This window comes from Micrococcus sp. 140720015-1, assembly GCF_053627595.1.
Map to the genome: position 1 here is coordinate 23,831 of NZ_JBSEYC010000002.1, position 15,788 is coordinate 39,618.

The 15,788-nt window shown below is 72.0% G+C and carries 15 protein-coding genes; 5 read left to right on the top strand and 10 right to left on the bottom strand.

Annotated features, from left to right (window positions below; translation table 11 throughout):
* Nucleotides 1-15: 15 nt before the first annotated feature.
* The 5 genes from pgsA to ACUXPL_RS03375 all read right to left on the bottom strand — a co-directional run bounded on the left by pgsA (nt 16) and on the right by ACUXPL_RS03375 (nt 7,468).
* Nucleotides 16-627, bottom strand: coding sequence for a phosphatidylinositol phosphate synthase (pgsA, locus tag ACUXPL_RS03355; RefSeq protein WP_406926342.1), 612 nt, complete (start codon nt 625-627; stop codon nt 16-18).
* Nucleotides 627-1,307, bottom strand: a complete 681-nt coding sequence (locus ACUXPL_RS03360) for an HIT family protein (RefSeq protein WP_454181945.1) — start codon at nt 1,305-1,307, stop codon at nt 627-629. Before ACUXPL_RS03360 ends, pgsA begins: the two co-directional genes overlap by 1 nt.
* The gene (gene thrS / locus ACUXPL_RS03365) at nt 1,304-3,322 is read right to left on the bottom strand and encodes a threonine--tRNA ligase (protein WP_098471648.1); all 2,019 of its coding nucleotides are present in this window, start codon (nt 3,320-3,322) and stop codon (nt 1,304-1,306) included. Before thrS ends, ACUXPL_RS03360 begins: the two co-directional genes overlap by 4 nt.
* A 109-nt stretch (nt 3,323-3,431) precedes the next feature.
* Entirely contained in the window at nt 3,432-7,145 is a 3,714-nt protein-coding gene (locus tag ACUXPL_RS03370; protein ID WP_454181947.1) for a DNA polymerase III subunit alpha, read from the bottom strand.
* The gene (locus ACUXPL_RS03375; RefSeq protein WP_036338972.1) at nt 7,142-7,468 is read right to left on the bottom strand and encodes a DUF6504 family protein; all 327 of its coding nucleotides are present in this window, start codon (nt 7,466-7,468) and stop codon (nt 7,142-7,144) included. Before ACUXPL_RS03375 ends, ACUXPL_RS03370 begins: the two co-directional genes overlap by 4 nt.
* 444 nt (nt 7,469-7,912) lie before the next feature.
* On the opposite strand from ACUXPL_RS03375, the gene ACUXPL_RS03380 reads away from it, so the two are divergent.
* Nucleotides 7,913-8,638 (top strand): DUF6318 family protein, encoded by a 726-nt coding sequence (locus ACUXPL_RS03380; protein WP_454181949.1) that lies wholly within the window; start codon nt 7,913-7,915, stop codon nt 8,636-8,638.
* A gap of 473 nt (nt 8,639-9,111) precedes the next feature.
* Entirely contained in the window at nt 9,112-9,582 is a 471-nt protein-coding gene (locus ACUXPL_RS03385) for a PKD domain-containing protein (RefSeq protein ID WP_087113816.1), read from the top strand.
* A 68-nt stretch (nt 9,583-9,650) separates the two neighbouring features.
* Here ACUXPL_RS03385 and ACUXPL_RS03390 read toward each other — a convergent pair whose 3' ends face one another.
* From ACUXPL_RS03390 to ACUXPL_RS03400, 3 genes are all read right to left on the bottom strand, one after another.
* Nucleotides 9,651-10,241, bottom strand: a complete 591-nt coding sequence (locus tag ACUXPL_RS03390) for a hypothetical protein (RefSeq protein ID WP_454181951.1) — start codon at nt 10,239-10,241, stop codon at nt 9,651-9,653.
* A 109-nt stretch (nt 10,242-10,350) separates the two neighbouring features.
* Nucleotides 10,351-11,208 carry an SOS response-associated peptidase gene (locus ACUXPL_RS03395; protein WP_454181953.1) on the bottom strand — a complete coding sequence of 286 codons (858 nt, stop codon included), beginning with the start codon at nt 11,206-11,208 and terminating at the stop codon, nt 10,351-10,353.
* A gap of 1 nt (nt 11,209) precedes the next feature.
* Nucleotides 11,210-11,455, bottom strand: a complete 246-nt coding sequence (locus ACUXPL_RS03400; protein ID WP_454181955.1) for a hypothetical protein — start codon at nt 11,453-11,455, stop codon at nt 11,210-11,212.
* A gap of 204 nt (nt 11,456-11,659) precedes the next feature.
* Between ACUXPL_RS03400 and ACUXPL_RS03405 the strand changes: the two genes are divergently transcribed.
* Genes ACUXPL_RS03405 through ACUXPL_RS03415 form a run of 3 tightly spaced genes read left to right on the top strand, consistent with a single transcriptional unit; the run spans nt 11,660 to nt 14,063 of the window.
* Complete coding sequence (locus tag ACUXPL_RS03405; RefSeq protein ID WP_406905476.1) at nt 11,660-12,754, top strand: S-(hydroxymethyl)mycothiol dehydrogenase; 1,095 nt, start codon at nt 11,660-11,662, stop codon at nt 12,752-12,754.
* Complete coding sequence (locus ACUXPL_RS03410) at nt 12,754-13,410, top strand: MBL fold metallo-hydrolase (RefSeq protein WP_454181957.1); 657 nt, start codon at nt 12,754-12,756, stop codon at nt 13,408-13,410. Before ACUXPL_RS03405 ends, ACUXPL_RS03410 begins: the two co-directional genes overlap by 1 nt.
* Nucleotides 13,411-13,442: 32 nt before the next feature.
* Nucleotides 13,443-14,063: a uridine kinase family protein gene (locus ACUXPL_RS03415; RefSeq protein ID WP_454181959.1), complete on the top strand. Its 621-nt coding sequence runs from the start codon at nt 13,443-13,445 to the stop codon at nt 14,061-14,063.
* 31 nt (nt 14,064-14,094) lie between these two features.
* On the opposite strand, the gene ACUXPL_RS03420 is transcribed toward ACUXPL_RS03415, so the two are convergent.
* Both ACUXPL_RS03420 and ACUXPL_RS03425 read right to left on the bottom strand, forming a co-directional pair.
* Nucleotides 14,095-14,865, bottom strand: coding sequence for a lipoate--protein ligase family protein (locus ACUXPL_RS03420; protein ID WP_454181961.1), 771 nt, complete (start codon nt 14,863-14,865; stop codon nt 14,095-14,097).
* Nucleotides 14,862-15,728, bottom strand: coding sequence for a thioesterase family protein (locus ACUXPL_RS03425; protein WP_454181963.1), 867 nt, complete (start codon nt 15,726-15,728; stop codon nt 14,862-14,864). Before ACUXPL_RS03425 ends, ACUXPL_RS03420 begins: the two co-directional genes overlap by 4 nt.
* Between the last annotated feature and the right edge of the window lie 60 nt (nt 15,729-15,788).

The following is a 15,788-nucleotide window of genomic DNA, read 5'->3' on the forward strand; positions in this document are numbered from 1 at the left end:
GGGGCCTGTGGCCGGTCAGGCGTCGTCGCGCGCCTGGCGGCGCACCACGGCCATGCGCTGGCCGACGGTGACCAGGGAGGCGGCGGCGAGCAGCCCCAAGGTGACGGCCAGGACGGCCGGGGGCAGACCGAGGCCGGTGAGGCCGGCGACCACGAGGGTGGCCACGAGCCGTTCGGCGCGCTCGGCGATGCCGACGTGCGCGTTCCAGCCGAGGGCCTCCGCCTTGGCACGCACGTAGGAGACGAGCATGCCCAGGGCGAGGCAGGCCGCGGAGAGCGCGCCGACCGCGGGTGCGGCGCCGACGCCGAAGCCCCACAGGCACAGCCCGAGGAACACGGCCGCGTCCTGCACGCGGTCCAGGGTGGAGTCGAGGAACGCGCCCCACCGGCCGGTGGACCCGGCCTCGCGCGCCATGATCCCGTCCACCAGGTCCGAGAACACGAACGCGGTGATGAAGAGCGTGCCCCAGAACAGGTGCCCCAGGGGGAACAGCACGAGCGCGCCCAGGCTCACGCCGAGCGTGCCGATGACCGTCACGGTGTCCGGGCTGACCCCGGCCCGCAGGAGCGTACGGGCCACCGGGGTGAACAGGCGGGTGGTGACGCCGCGCGCGTGACGGTCCAGCATCAGGCGGGGTCTCCGGCCCCCGGGCGAGGATGCTCGGCCGCGGCACGGGCGTTGGCCGCCCGGCGCGCGGCGTGGTCCCGGGCGGCCCGGTCCCAGACGCCCGCGAGGATCTGCCGGGTCTCCCCCAGGGTCTGCGACATGTTCTTGGTCCGGGCGATGATCGGCAGGAAGTTGCCGTCGCCGGTCCACCGCGGCACCACGTGCTGGTGCAGATGGGCCGCGATCCCGGCGGCGGCCACCGCCCCCTGGTTCATGCCGAGGTTGTAGCCGGACGCGCCGGCGGCCTGGCCGAGGGCGAGCATCGCCGTCTGGGTCAGCTCCGCCATCTCGGCGGCCTCCTCCGTGGTGGTGTCCGTGTACAGGGGCACATGGCGGTAGGGGCAGACGAGCAGGTGACCGGGGTTGTACGGGTACAGGTTCAGCACCACGTAGGCGGTGCGGCCGCGGTGGACGATGAGGGAGTCCTCATCGTCGCGCCGCGGGGCCGCGCAGAACGGGCAGGTGTGCACGTCCTTGACCTGGCCCGTCCCCTTGGACACGTACGCCATGCGGTGGGCGTTCCAGAACCGCTCGAAGGCGTCCGGGGCGCCAGGCAGCTCGAAGCCGTCCGTGGCGGCGGCGTCCGCCGACGGGCGGGCCTGCGCCCGCGCGTCGGATCCGCCGGTGCCGGGGCTGGTCATGGGGTGACCTCGCGCTCGCGCACCGCCTTCACGATGCGTTCGATCGCCTCCTCCACCGGCACGCCGTTGTCCTGGGTGCCGTCGCGGAAGCGGAAGGACACGGCGTTCGCCTCCCTGTCCTCGCCGCCGGCGATCAGCACGAACGGCGCCTTCTCCTTGGCCGCGGTGCGGATCTTCTTCGGGAAGCGGTCCGAGGAGTCGTCCAGGCGCGCCCGGATCCCCTCGGCGCGCAGCTTCGCGACGACGTCGTCCAGGTAGTCGTTGAATGCCTCGGCCACCGGGATGGCCACGACCTGCTCCGGGGCGAGCCAGGCCGGGAACGCGCCGGCGTAGTGCTCGGTGAGGACGCCCAGGAAGCGCTCGATGGAGCCGAAGAGGGCGCGGTGGATCATCACGGGGCGCTGACGGGTGCCGTCGGCGGCCTGGTACTCGAGGTCGAAGCGCTCGGGCAGGTTGAAGTCCAGCTGGATGGTGGACATCTGCCACGTGCGGCCGATGGCGTCCCGGGCCTGGACCGAGATCTTCGGGCCGTAGAACGCGGCGCCGCCCGGATCCGGGACGAGCTGCAGACCGGAGGCCTCCGCGACCTCGGCGAGGGTGCGGGTGGCCTCCTCCCAGATCTCGTCGGAGCCGACGAACTTCTCCGGATCCTTCGTGGAGAGCTCGAGGTAGAAGTCGTTGAGGCCGTAGTCCTTGAGCAGGTCGAGGACGAAGTTGAGCGTGGTGGTCAGCTCCTCCTTCATCTGCTCGCGGGTGCAGTAGATGTGGGCGTCGTCCTGGGTCATGCCGCGCACGCGCGTGAGCCCGTGGACCACGCCGGACTTCTCGTACCGGTACACGGAGCCGAACTCGAACAGCCGCAGCGGCAGCTCACGGTAGGACCGGCCGCGGGAGCGGTAGATCAGGTTGTGCATGGGGCAGTTCATCGGCTTGAGGTAGTAGTTCTGCCCCTGGCGGGTGATCTCGCCGGTCTCGGGATCACGGGCCTCGTCGATGTGCATGGGCGGGAACATGCCGTCCGCGTACCAGTCGAGGTGGCCGGACACCTCGTAGAGGTGCTGCTTGGTGATGTGCGGGGTGTAGACGAACTCGTAGCCGGCCTCGGTGTGGCGCCGACGGGAGTAGTCCTCCATCTCCTTGCGGATGATGCCGCCGCGCGGGTGGAACACGGGCAGGCCGGAGCCGAGCTCGTCCGGGAAGGAGAAGAGATCCAGCTCGGCGCCGAGCTTGCGGTGGTCGCGGCGCTCGGCCTCGGCGAGGCGCTCCTGGTAGGCCTTGAGGTCGTCCTTGCTGGCCCACGCGGTGCCGTAGATGCGCTGCAGCTGCTTGTTCTTCTCGTTGCCGAGCCAGTAGGCGGCGGCGGATCGGGTGAGCGCGAAGCCGTTGCCGATGAGCTTGGTGGAGGGCAGGTGCGGGCCGCGGCAGAGGTCGCACCACACGGCGTCGCCGGTCTTGCGGTCCACGTTGTCGTAGATGGTGATCTCCCCGGCCCCGACCTCCACGGAGGCGCCCTCGCCGGCGGTGTCCGCGGCGTCCTTCTTGCCGAGCAGCTCGAGCTTGTAGGGCTCGTCCGCCATCTCGGCGCGGGCGGTCTCCTCGTCCACGACGCGGCGGCGGAAGGTCTGGCCGGACTTCACGATCTTCTGCATGAGCGAGGAGATCTGCTTGAGGTCCTCGGGGGTGAAGGGCTCGTCGACGTCGAAGTCGAAGTAGAAGCCGTCCGTGATGTACGGGCCGATGCCGAGCTTGGCGCCCGGGCGCAGCTGCTGCACGGCCTGGGCCATCACGTGGGCGGTGGAGTGCCGCAGCACCTCGAGGCCCTCGGGCTCCGTGATGTCCACCGACTCGACGGACGCGCCGGCGGGGATCTCGCGGGCCAGGTCCCAGAGCAGGCCGTCCACCCGCATGACGGCGGTGGTCGGCTTCTCGCGGAAGAGGTCGAGGCCGGTGGTGCCGTGCGTCACCTCCCGCAGCTCTCCGTCCACGGTCAGCAGGATGTTCTTCGGCTCCGACACGGTGCTCCTTCGAGGTCTGGCTTCGGGATCGGTGGCGTACGGGGGCCACCGTCGGCCGCGTCCCATTCTAGGGGCGCGGCCGGACGGCGGGGCACGGAGACGGGCGGTCTCATCTGTCCGGGGTGGGCAGCAGCTCCCACGTCTCCGGGTGGGGCACCGGGATCGGGGTGTGATCCGGCGCGGGACGGCCGGGTGCCGCGCGGTCAGGTGCCGTGCGGCCGGGGTGGGCCCCGCCGGCCGGCCCGACGTCGGTGCGCACCTTCACGGGCCAGCCGCCCGTGCCGTGGTGCGGGATGTCCGGCAGGGGCTGCGCGCCGTTGCCCGCCCGGCCGCTGCGGCGCGCGGCGGCGGCTCGGCGGTCCGCCGCGAGCCAGTCCCGCCACTGCTGCCGGGTGGCGTCCAGGTAGTCGGGGTCCGGGAGCGTCTCGGGCCGGTGCAGGTCCCAGGCGCGCACGGCCTGGACGGACACGGCCCGGTCGCCGGTGCGCCGGACGGTGCCCTCGATCAGCAGGAGGCGGGCGGAGAAGAGCATCTCCCCCGAGGCGTGCTGGGCCTCGGTGAAGAAGGAGGCGTCCACGCAGCCGGTGCCGTCGTCCACGGAGAGGAACACCACCCGCTTGCCGCTGCGCATGGGCGGGGTCTGGGTGGCCACGCGCACCCCGGCCACGAGCACCCGGGACTGCGTGCGCAGCCCGAGCAGGTCCTTCGCCCGGGTGACGCCGAGCGCGTCCAGGTACGGGGCGTGGGAGTCCATGAGGTGGGCGGTGACGTCCAGGGCGGTGAGCTCCAGCTCGGTGCGGACCCGGGCGGCCGGGGCCGGGTCCGGGAAGAGCGGGGCGAGGGCGCTGAGCTCGGTGTCCGGCAGGTCCAGGGCCAGCTGGCCCTCCACCTGCCGCGGACGGGCGGACCGCGAGCGCGGGGCGGTGCGGCCGGGGGCGGTGCCGCGGGTGGTGGAGTGCTGGAGTTCGAGGTGGTGGACGAGGTCGGTGCGGGAGGCGCCGCCGGGTGGGAGGAGGCAGTCGAGGGCGCCGAGCTGGGCGAGGCGTTCGAGGTTGCGGGCGGTGGGGCGGGCGCGGTCGCGGACGTCGGCGAGGGAGCGGTAGGGGCGGCCGGCGTCGAGGCGGTCGGTCTCGGCTTCGCTGAGTCCGGAGAGGCTGGTGAGGGGCAGGCGGATGCCCCAGCGGCCGGGGGCGCCGTCGTCGACCTCGGGGTGGGCGGGGACCCATTCGACGTGGACGTGGCGGGAGGAGGCGTTGACATCCACGGGGAGGACGGGGATGCCCATGCGGCGGGCCTCGGCGACCATGAGGCGGGCGGGGTACATGCCGGGGTCGTGTTCGAGGATGGCGGCCATGAAGGCGGCGGGGTGGTGGGTCTTGAGCCAGGCGGAGTGGTAGGTGGGGACGGCGAAGGCGGCGCCGTGGGCCTTGCAGAAGCCGAAGGAGCCGAAGGCGGAGAGGGTGGCCCAGACCTCGTCGATGACGTCGAGGGAATAGCCGCGGGCGAGGGCGCCGGCGCGGAAGGCCTCTTCGACGAGGTGTTCCTGCGGGCCGCCGAGGAGGCGGCGGTGCTCGTCGGCGCGGGCCAGTCCGCAGCCGGTCATGACGTCCATGGTGCGCAGGACCTGTTCGTGGAAGACGGTGACCCCGTGGGTCTCGGCGAGGACGGGCCGCAGGTCGGGGTGCGGGTAGTGGGCGGGTGCCCAGCCGTGCCGCTGTTCGAGGAAGGGCCGGACCATGTCGGACTGCATGGGGCCGGGGCGGAAGAGGGAGATGTCCACGGTGAGGTCGTTGAACTCGCGGGGGGCGAGTTTGCCGACGAGTTCGCGCTGGCCCGGGGACTCGATCTGGAAGCAGCCGAGGGTGTGGGTGGTGCGGATCATCGCGTAGGTGGCGGCGTCGTCGAGGGGCACCTGTTCGAGGTCGATGCGCTCGCCCGTGGTGCGTTCGACCTCGGCGATCGTGTAGGCGATGGCGGACTGCATACGCACGCCGAGGATGTCGAGCTTGAGGAAGCCCATGGGGTCCATGTCGTGCTTGTCGAACTGGCTCATGGGCAGGCCCATGCCGGAGGGCTGGACGGGGGTGCGGTGCAGCAGGGCGGCGTCGCCGAGGATGACGCCGCAGGGGTGCATGGAGATGTGGCGGGGCAGGCGGTCGAGGCGTTCGGTGAGGTCGACGAGCAGGTCCAGCTGGCGGTCGCCCTCGGCGCGGCCGGACTCGATGCGGCGGGAGAGGCCGCCGAGTTCGGGCATGCGCTGGAGGGCCTCGCGGAAGTTCGAGGCGGAGAAGCGCCAGAGCTGCTTGGCGATGGCGTCCACCTCGGGTTCGGGCATGCCGAGAGCGAGGCCGGCGTCGCGGACGGCGCCGCGGGCCCGGTAGGCGTTCTGCATGCTCATGAGGGTGGTGCGCTCGGCGCCGAAGCGCTCGACGACGGCGTGGTAGATCTCGTGGCGGCGGGCGGATTCCACGTCGATGTCGATGTCCGGGAGGGTGGAGCGGTCGGTGGAGAGGAAGCGCTCCATGATCAGGCCGTTGGCCATGGGGTCGACATGGGAGATGCGCAGGGCGTGGTTGACGAGGGAGGAGGCGCCGGAGCCGCGGGCGGCCACGCGGATGCCCATGCCCTCGATGAGGTCGACGACGGCGGCCACGGTGAGGAAGTAGGAGGAGAAGCCGAGTCGGGTGATGATGCCGAGCTCGTGTTCGGCGCGGTCCTGCAGGTCCCGGGCCGCCTGGCTGGTGCCGGGGAGGCCTCCCCCGGTGTGGAGGTGGGGGTAGCGGGCGAGGAGGCCGGTGCGGGTGCGCTCGCGCAGCACGTGCTCCGGGGGGCCGTCGATGCCGATGACGGCGGCCTCGGGGACGCGGGGCACGCCCCAGCCGAGGTCGGTCTCGGGGTCGAGCGCGCAGGCCTCGGCGAGGCGGCGGGTGGCCTCGAGCAGGGGGGCGGGGCGGTCGTCGGCGGTGGCGGCGACCTCGTGGGCGATGCGGTGCATGGCGGCGGTGGACTTGAGCCAGCCCTGTCCGTTGGGCTGCAGGTCGTGGAGGGCGTCGAGGGAGCTGAGGGCGCGGACGGCGTCGAGGACGTCCGCGGTGGCGGCACCGTCCGGGGCCGCGTAGCGCACGGCGTTGGTCAGGACGGCGGGGATGCGGGCCTGGCGGGCGGCCCGGAGGGTCTTCACGGCGTGCCCGGTGTCGAGGCGGCGGCCGGGGGCGGAGAGGTGGGTGACGACGTCGGCGTGGGGGCTGCCTGCGGGCAGGGCCGCCTTCCAGCGGCGCAGGGCGGCGAGGCCGGCCGCGTACCGGCGGCGGGCCAGGTGGCGGCCGACGTCCGAGTCCGGGCCGAGGAGGACGAACAGCTCGGGGGTGGGCGGGTTGTCCCGGTTGGCGGCGGTGGGGACACGGCCGGCCGCCGCGGCGGCGAGCTCGGCGACGCTGGCCCAGGGGCTGCCGCCCGCCGCTCCCCCGGTGGTGCGGGCGTGGGCGGCGGAGACGAGCTCGCACAGGGAGCGGTAGCCGGATCCATGACAGCCTCCTCGGGCGAGCACGACCACGCGGCCGGCGTCCTCGTCCTCGCTCCACCGGACGGCCAGGTCCACGCCCACGATCGGGGTGATGCCGTGGCGCAGGCAGGCGCCCACGTGTTTGGCCATGCCGTAGAGCCCGTCCCGGTCGGTGCAGGCCAGCAGGTCCATGTCCGCGGCTGCGGCGGCGGCCACGAGGTCCTCGGGCCAGCTGACCCCGTAGTGGGCGCTGAACGCGGAAGCGACGTGCAGGTGGGCGAAGGGTGCGGCGGTGCGTCCGGCCGCGGCGGCCCGGCTCATGCCGACCGCCTCAGGTCCTGGGCGTGCTCGTGGACGCGCACGAGCCGCCACCGGCCGGAGTCCAGGTGGTGGGCGACGTCGAGGGTCTGCAGGGGCGCGGCGCCGGCCCGGGCCAGGCGGACCTGCAGCCGCCACATCTCGTGGTCCACGAGACCGGCGCCGCGGCCCTTCTCCGCGCGGACCTCCTCTGCCCACCAGCGGCGCCGCTCGAACCAGCGCACGGGGCGCTCTGCGAGGACGTAGTCCCGCCCGTTCCAGCGCAGCCCCTGCGGGGTGCCGTCTGCCCCGCACTCCACCGCCACCGACTGTGTGAGGACTCCCATTCTGCTTCTCTCCCTGTGCACTGCTGACCGGACCGACGACGGGGTGCCGTCGCGCGATGGGAGCGCGGCCCGTCCGGCGGACCGGACGCGGGGAAGAAGTGGGAAGGTGGGGCCGCACCCCCGATCGTACTCGAACATGTGTTCGAATGCGATGGGTGCGAAGGTAGGGCGGCCGCCGGACACGTTAAGGACGCATCGCCCCGAGACAGGAGGGGCCGAGTCCTGGCCGTGGGCCTCGACCCCGACACTGGGGTGCACATGCACGAGAAAATCGCCTCTTGGGCCGGAAGAAGTGCGCCGGCACGGTCCTGTGGACAATGCGAGCAGGACCACAATCCGTCTGCGTATACTCCGAACCAACCGGGCCTCGCATGCCACGGGCACCGCGCTGCGGGATCAGCGCGGGAGGCGCGGACACACGACGGACGTCCAGTTGGAGGGGAAATGTCTCTCACCGCACCCGGGCGCGCCCTGCGCCGCCACCGATTCGCCCAGGCCGGCACGCTCAGCGTGGCCTTGGCGCTCGCACTGACCGCCTGCGGCGGGCCGTCCGAGCCCGCCGAGTCGTCGACGACGTCGCCCTCGTCCGCCAAGCCCGCCGTCGAGACGTCCGCGCCCGCGAGCACGAGTGAGACCGCAGGCGTCAGCTCATCCCCCACGGCCACGGAGAGCGGGTCCGGCGAATACGTTCCCGCGTCTGCCGACGGTCCCGCTCAGAACGTGCCCAAGCCGGAGATGCCCGCCGCCATGAAGGAAGAGACCAAGGAGGGCGCCGAGGCGGCGATTCGCTACTTCTGGGACGCGCACTACTACGCCGAGCAGACCGGAGATACAGAACTCCTCGACTCGCTCTACAGCGAGTACTGCGAGTTCTGCACGGTCCGAAGCGACAGCATTGGTGGAATTTATAAGGACGGTGGCTGGTACACCGGTGCCGAACCTCGAATTGACTCGATGCTCACTGCACCGTCGGAGAACGGGTACGTCTCGACGTTGCTCATCACGACTGACGCTGGGACCGGGTATTCCAGCGATGGCTCTATTCCAGAGGACGCTCGAGTCGCCCATGCGTCGAAGCAGCCCTGGATAGCGGAGGTCTCCTTCGACACTGATAACGGCCGCTGGGTAATTGATGAAATGACCTACGAGGGCGGAGACCCGTCTCAGTGAAGCGCCAGGCACTGATTGCTATAGCAGCGGCTATTTCGCTAGCTAGTATCGGAGCGCCAGGCGCCTGGGCCGTCACCTCGTCTCCCTCCGCCACCTGCAAATCGACAAATATAAATTATTCCGCCCGATCAGACTCCTTTAATGGAACTTCTCACTGCAATAATGAAAGAAGATCTGATCGCAAAAGTGGCGTGAATACTGGGAGTAAGAGCCCGGGCTCCGGTAGAGACTCCCACCTAGAGCACAAGACGGTCAGTGCATGCTTCTCGGGGCAGCTGGGCAATCCGGATTTCGAGAGTTGCCGAGAGCAAGAGGCGAACTTCTGCCCCGAGGGTTCGTGGATCCGGGCGCAGACCGTAGACACTCGTCAGCCTGATGCTAATCCCGCCTATGGCGCCCCTAAATGTTGGACGGCCAAGGCCTCCAGCAACGGCGCCCCGCCCGTCTCCATCGACGAGGTCCGCACGCTCCTCGTGCTGAAGCCTGAGATCCGGTCGGACAATGGCGGACGCGGGATCCGCAATGCGGAGACCAACTTCTACGCAGACGCCGAGACGCGCACGCTCGTCACCACCCTCAACGGGGTCGAGGTCGAACTCCGCGCCACTCCGGTGAGCTTCCACTGGGATTACGGGGACGGCTCCCCCACCAAGACCACCTCGGTCGCAGGCCAGAGCCAGCCGGAGTTCAACGTCCCCACCCCCACGAGCCACGTGTACGAGGACACCGGGCAGTACACGGTCCGCCTCACCACCGTCTACATCGGCGAATACCGGGAGGCCGGGGGCGAATGGGTGCTCATCCCGGGCACCATCAGCCTCGACTCGGCCCCCGTCACTGCGAACATCTGGCGCACCATCACCCGCAATGTCGCCGATGACTGCAGCGTCGACTCCTCAGCCTGGGGCTGCACCGGCCCCATCGAATCCGCTCCGGCCGGCTGAGGACGGACCGCGGGGCGGCCGACGGTTTCCCGTCCACCGCCCCGCGGCCCCCTCGTCGGCCGGGTGCGTCAGACCCGGCGCACCCACCCCCGGGCCGCGAGCACGAGTCCCGCGCCGAGGGCCGCGAGCGCTCCGAGCGCGCCCGCCGGAACCTCACGCCCGGTCTCGACCGTGTCCGGGGTCGTGTGGGCGTCCTCCCCCGCCGGCACGTTCAGGGCCCGGGGCTTCTGTCCGTCCGCGAGCGACTCAACGCGTGCATAGAGGTCGGACCGCTCCGCGTCCTGGGTGATGATGACGTCCTCACTCTTGGTCACACCGTCCAGCGACCAGTCGAGGACGAGGCGGTCGTCGGTCGGGTATGTCGCGTCGGCCAGGTAGCGGAACCCGGTGAAGGATTTCGACGTGGTGTCGCGCCAGACGGTGCCCCAGCGCGGACCCCACGAGAGTTCCGCGACCGACGCGTCGTCGCCCAGGCCTTCAGCCCGGAACGGCAGCAGCGCGCCCGGCTCGGTGTGCTCCAGTGTGAGGAACCGCTCGGGGTAGTCCCCAAACACGGGGTCGGCCCGGCTGTACGCGCCCCACTGGTAGACGAACCCGGCAGAGGGGCCTATGTTGCCCTCCGGAGTGCCGGCGGCCTCGTCGTAGAGGGCGGCGGCCACAGGGGTGCCGCCCCCACGGACAGGGTGAACAGGAGATGACCGTCTCCGGCCTCACCGCGGCACCGCGCTTCCGTGCGTCACGGGCAGGTCATCCCCGTCGTCCCGTCTCTCAGAGCAGCGTTCCCTGCTGCTCTCTCATCTCCTGGGTGAGCTCCGGCCCGTTGTTCCGGACGTTCCCCACGGCGCCCCCCACGGGCCGCAGCGACCAGCCCGCCGCGACGTCGTACGCGCCGGCGCACACCTGGCCCACGAGGGCGTCGACTTCTTCGGCGGACCCGAGCGTGCCCGGGGTGAGCCACCGGTCCATCGTCTCGGCGTCCATGGGCACGGGCAGCCGGTCGTGCAGCTGGCCGAGTGCGGCGAGCACCGGATCGTCGTCGTCCGCGTCGGGCGCGGCCATGGTGAGGATCGTCGTCGAGAGGACCCAGGCGTCCTCCCCCGCGGCCTTGGCCTCGGGGTCCTGCCACCACTCGTACAGGCCGGCGAACCAGATGACCGGTCCCTCGCCGTCCCCGGCCCCGGCCGGGTGCACGTAGTAGGGCTGCTTCTTCGCGGCCCGCCCGTCGGGACCCTTGGCGCCAGGCTCCGGCGTCTTCCACTCGTAGTAGCCCTCCACCGGCACGGCGCAGCGGCGGGCGCGGACGGCGGCCCGGAACGTCGGCTTGGAGGCCACGGTCTCGGAGCGCGCGTTGAACGCACGGGACCCCACGGACAGCTCCTTCGCCCACGGCGGAACCAGGCCCCATCGCGCCACGTGGATCCGCCGGGTCACCACGGCACCGTCCCCGCCGTCGCCCCCGCGGGAGCCTCCGGCGCCGACGTCGTCCGCGTGCGCCACGAGGATCGGCACCTCGGCTGTCGGCGCCACGTTCCAGCTCTGGCGCAGCACCAGATCCTCATTCGTCTCGGCGTCACCCAGGGCCACCAGGTCGCTCGTGGCGCGGGCCATCACGTAGCGGCCGCACATCTCAGCGGTCCCTCCCGTCCCGGCTGCGCTCGACATACATCCACGCGATGCCGAGGGCGAAGCCCATCATCGCGCAGCCGATCACGGTGCCCCAGGGCCTCTCGGTGCCCAGTCCGAACACCACCCCCAGGCCGACGCCGATCAGCAGCCCCACCAGTGGGATGCGCCACTGCGCGAGCGTGCCAGCACCGGCCGGAGCCTCGCGGGCCTCGTGCGCCTCATCCTCGTCTCTGCCTTGTCGTGCCACGGTTCGCCCCTCCGTTCGCATCGGTGTTGCGGGTCAGGTTGCAGTCTCCCCTGGCCGCCGCGGTGACGCCACACATCAGGACCCCGGCTGCTCACCGATGCGTCGCACAGGGTCCTGTGATGGGATGGGCAGAACGAGCCCGCACGCCGCGCCGCCCCACGCATGCGCGGCATCGGGCAGAACCCCACCACCAGGAGGAACAGCGTGTCCCAGAAGGTCCGCGGCGTCGTCGCCATGGCGAAGGATGCCCCCGTCACCATCGAGACCATCGTCATCCCCGATCCGGGACCCGGCGAGGCCGTCGTCGACATCAAGACCTGCGGCGTCTGCCACACGGATCTGCACTACCAGCAGGGCGGGATCGGGGACGAGTACCCGTATCTGCTCGGCCACGAGGCCACGGGTGTGGTCTCCGCGATCGGCGAGGGCGTCGACCACGTCAAGGTCGGTGACACCGTGATCCTCAACTGGCGCGCCGTGTGCGGCGAGTGCCGCGCGTGCCGGAAGGGCGAGCCGAAGTACTGCTTCAACACCCACAACGCGACCCAGAAGATGACCCTCGAGGACGGCACGGAGCTGTCCCCGGCCCTGGGCATCGGGGCGTTCGCGGACAAGACGCTCGTCCACGCCAAGCAGTGCACCCAGGTCGACGGCGTCGACACGCCCGAGGAGCAGGCCGCGGTCGGCCTGCTCGGGTGCGGGATCATGGCCGGCATCGGCGCAGCCATCAACACCGGCGAGGTCAAGCGCGGCGAGTCCGTGGCCGTGATCGGCTGCGGCGGCGTCGGCGTGGCCTCGATCGCCGGGGCGAAGCTCGCCGGCGCCACCACGATCATCGCGGTGGACATCGACGCCAAGAAGCTCGCCAAGGCTGAGGAGCTCGGCGCCACCCACACCGTGAACTCGAAGGACGAGGACCCCGTGGAGGCCATCCGCGCGGCGACCGGCGGCTTCGGCGCCGACGTGGTCATCGAGGCGGTCGGCCGCCCGGAGACCTACGAGCAGGCGTTCTACGCCCGGGACCTGGCCGGCCGCGTCGTCCTGGTGGGGGTGCCCACCCCCGGCATGGAGCTGAAGCTGCCCCTGCCGGAGGTGTTCGGCCGCGGCGGCGCGCTGAAGTCCTCGTGGTACGGCGACTGCCTGCCGGAGCGCGACTTCCCGATGCTCGTGGACCAGTACCGCCTGGGCCGCCTGCCGCTGGACGAGTTCGTCACGGAGACCATCGCCCTCGATGAGGTGAACGAGGCCTTCGAGACGATGAAGTCCGGCGACGTCCTGCGCTCGGTGGTGGTGCTCTGATGGCGCGCATCGATCACCTGGTCACCTCCGGCACGTTCTCCCTGGACGGGGAGACGTTCGACGTGGACAACAACGTGTGGATCGTCGGCGGCGCGGAGCAGTGCGTCGTCATCGACCCGGCCCATGACGCCTCGGCCGTCTGGAAGAAGGTGAACGGCCGCCAGGTGCTGGCCATCGTCCTCACCCACGGCCACGACGACCACATCCGCCAGGTCCAGGAGTTCCGCCAGATGGTGGACGCCCCCGTGCTGCTCCACCCCGCAGACCGCATGCTCTGGGACGACGTCTTCCCCGACGAGGAGCCCGACGGCGCGCTCGCCGAGGGCGACGTCCTGCGCGTGGCCGGCGTCGAGCTGCGGGTGCTGCACACCCCCGGCCACTCCCCCGGCTCGGTCTGCCTGTACGCGCCCGCCCTGGGCGAGGCCGGCGACGACGGCACCCCGACGGGCGTCCTGTTCTCCGGCGACACCCTGTTCCAAGGCGGGCCCGGCGCCACCGGCCGCTCGTACTCGGACTTCGACACGATCATCGAGTCCATCCGCGAGCGCCTGTTCCCGCTGCCGGAGGCCACCGTGGTCCACACCGGCCACGGCGACTCCACCACGATCGGCACGGAGAAGCCGCACCTGCAGGAGTGGATCGACCGCGGCCACTGAGGACGCGCCGAGGTGGGGAAGAATGGTCCCCCGTGACCCTCCTCCCCGCCTCGCCCCCTCCCTCCGTGATCCTGCTCGGCGGCGCGTCGGGCTCCGGCAAGTCCTACCTGGCCCGGCGGCACGGCCGGCCCCACCTCTCGCTCGATGCGTTCTACCGTCCGCAGTCCGACGACGGCGCCGCGGGCGGGCCCGGCCCCGTGTTCCCGCGCACCCCGTATGGCGAGATCGACTGGGATCACCCCGGAACGTGGGATGAGCAGGCGGCGGTGGACGCGGTCGTCGAACTGCTTGAGGACGGCGCGACACGCGTGCCCGACTACGACATCTCCACGTCCTCCGTCCGCGGGCACAGCACCGTCGCGCTCGAGCCGGGCGGGGTGATCGTGGCGGAGGGCATCTTCGCCGAGCGCATGCCCGCCGCCCTGGACCGGGCCGGTGTCCGCTACGCGGCCTGGTACATCGACCAGGCGCGGACCACGACGGCGGCCCGCCGGTTCGTGCGCGACGTCGCCGAACGCCGCAAGCCGGTGCCGTTCCTCGTGCAGCGGGGCTGGTCCCTGTACCGGACGGACGCGGCCCGCCGGACGGCGGCGGTGGCAGCCGGCTTCACCCCGCGACGCAAGCGGGAGATCATCGCGGATCTCACGGCCTGACGGCCCTCCCGCAGCCGGGCCGCCCGTGCCCTCAGCCGGAGGTGCCCGCGCCGAGGACGGCGAGCTCCTCGTCCACGACCTCGAGCCCGGCGGCGGCGGCCCACGCCGTGTACTCCTCCCGCAGGGCCGCGGCGAACGCGGGGACGCTCACCCCGGGGCGCACGTCCTCGGCCGCGCCCGCCGTGCGGGGGTCCATGTCCAGGCCGAGCTCCCGGTAGACGTCGACGAGCACGGCCCGCAGCGGGGCGGGGTCGGACACCACCACGTGGGTGGAGAACAGGAACGCCCCCTTCACCACGCGTTGCGCGGAGCCGGCCAGCTTCACGGGGTACGTCGGCGCAGGCCCCTGCACGGAGAACTCGCCCGGGCAGTACTCCCCCGGGATCTCGCCCACGGAGGCGGGCACGTCCATGCGCGCGAACGCCCGCACGAACAGGTCGGCGAACTCGGCGAACCGGGCCTGCTGCGTGAGTGCCGCGTCCTCCTGCTGGCTCAGGTGGTCCACCACCAGGCAGCCGTGATGGTAGGCCGCCGCCCGCCCGCCGGCCCGGCGCACCGCCGGCTCGAAGCCGTGGGCCCGGGCCGCTGCGGCCGCGGCCGCGAAGCCGGGCAGCCGCGCGTCACGCTGGCCGAACGCGACCGTCGGTTCGGGCACGTAGATGCGGATCAGATCGTCGAGGGCCCTTCCCTCGGCCGCTGCGGCGCGGAAGACGGCCAGCTCGCCCATGGCCCAGTCGAGGTCGTCAGCGGCCCCGAGGGTCCGCTCCTGCACGGCCCAGCGCAGCCGGGGAGCTGGGCTCACAGGCCGCCCTCGACCGGCCAGGAGCGCAGGGTGAGGGTCTGCTCGACGTGGGCGAAGGGGCCGTCGTCGTCGTGGAGGACGGTGCTGGTCAGGCCCACGCCGTCCGGGCCCACCGTGACCTGCCCCGAGAGGCCGAGCCAGTGGCCGGTGGGCTCGCGGTACAGGTGGATCTGCAGGTCCACGTTGGGGAAGAACCACCCGCCCGGTTTCGCCGGCAGGGCCGGGGCGATCCCGTTGGCCGCATCGGTGAGGCTGATCAGTCGGACCAGGTCGCTCGTGCTCTCCCCCGCCACCATCTCGCGGTCCGTGGTGAGCCACACCCGGCCGTGGCCCGGCCCGTGGCCGGGCAGGATGACGCCGTCGAGGGAGGCGATGTACCCGCCTCCCCATCCGTGGAGCGCGTTGTGCGCCTGCGCCTGCGAGCGCGGCGGGAGGGGCTCGTCCGGCAGCTGGGCGACGGCGGAGGTGTCCGAGGTGGACAGCAGCCAGGCGCGCAGGGTCAGCACGGTGCGGCCCCGGGCGTGGAGCACGGACTCGACGAGCTCGATGGTGCGCCCCGGACGCAGGGTGCGCGTGACCACCTCGAGCTCGCCCGACCAGAGCGTGCCCAGGATGTCGTAGGAGAGCCGTCCCACCCGCAGCCCGGGAGTGGTCTCGTGCGCGGCCACCTCGTGCAGCAGCAGGCCCGAGACGGCGGCCATGTGCATCTCCTCCTGCCGCCATGCGCCCTGGGCGTGCACGGTGGAGCGCACGCGGGAGGTGCGGACGCCGTCGGCGTCCACGGCGGGCTCGCCGAGGCGGACGTAGAAGGCCAGGGGATCGTCGGCGACGGAGGTCGCGGGGGTGGAGGTGATGTCGGTCATGGGCCGAAGTCTGCCAGAACGACGACGACGGCCGGTGACGTCCCCGCGGGGATGTCACCG

What these genes read in the sequence shown, in the direction of transcription:
- ACUXPL_RS03375 (WP_036338972.1), bottom strand. Translation starts at nt 7,468, where the DNA reads ATGGGAGTCCTCACACAGTCGGTGGCGGTGGAGTGCGGGGCAGACGGC.
- ACUXPL_RS03370 (WP_454181947.1), bottom strand. Translation starts at nt 7,145, where the DNA reads ATGAGCCGGGCCGCCGCGGCCGGACGCACCGCCGCACCCTTCGCCCAC.
- ACUXPL_RS03395 (WP_454181953.1), bottom strand. Translation starts at nt 11,208, where the DNA reads ATGTGCGGCCGCTACGTGATGGCCCGCGCCACGAGCGACCTGGTGGCC.
- ACUXPL_RS03380 (WP_454181949.1), top strand. Translation starts at nt 7,913, where the DNA reads ATGTCTCTCACCGCACCCGGGCGCGCCCTGCGCCGCCACCGATTCGCC.
- ACUXPL_RS03410 (WP_454181957.1), top strand. Translation starts at nt 12,754, where the DNA reads ATGGCGCGCATCGATCACCTGGTCACCTCCGGCACGTTCTCCCTGGAC.
- pgsA (WP_406926342.1), bottom strand. Translation starts at nt 627, where the DNA reads ATGCTGGACCGTCACGCGCGCGGCGTCACCACCCGCCTGTTCACCCCG.
- ACUXPL_RS03425 (WP_454181963.1), bottom strand. Translation starts at nt 15,728, where the DNA reads ATGACCGACATCACCTCCACCCCCGCGACCTCCGTCGCCGACGATCCC.
- ACUXPL_RS03360 (WP_454181945.1), bottom strand. Translation starts at nt 1,307, where the DNA reads ATGACCAGCCCCGGCACCGGCGGATCCGACGCGCGGGCGCAGGCCCGC.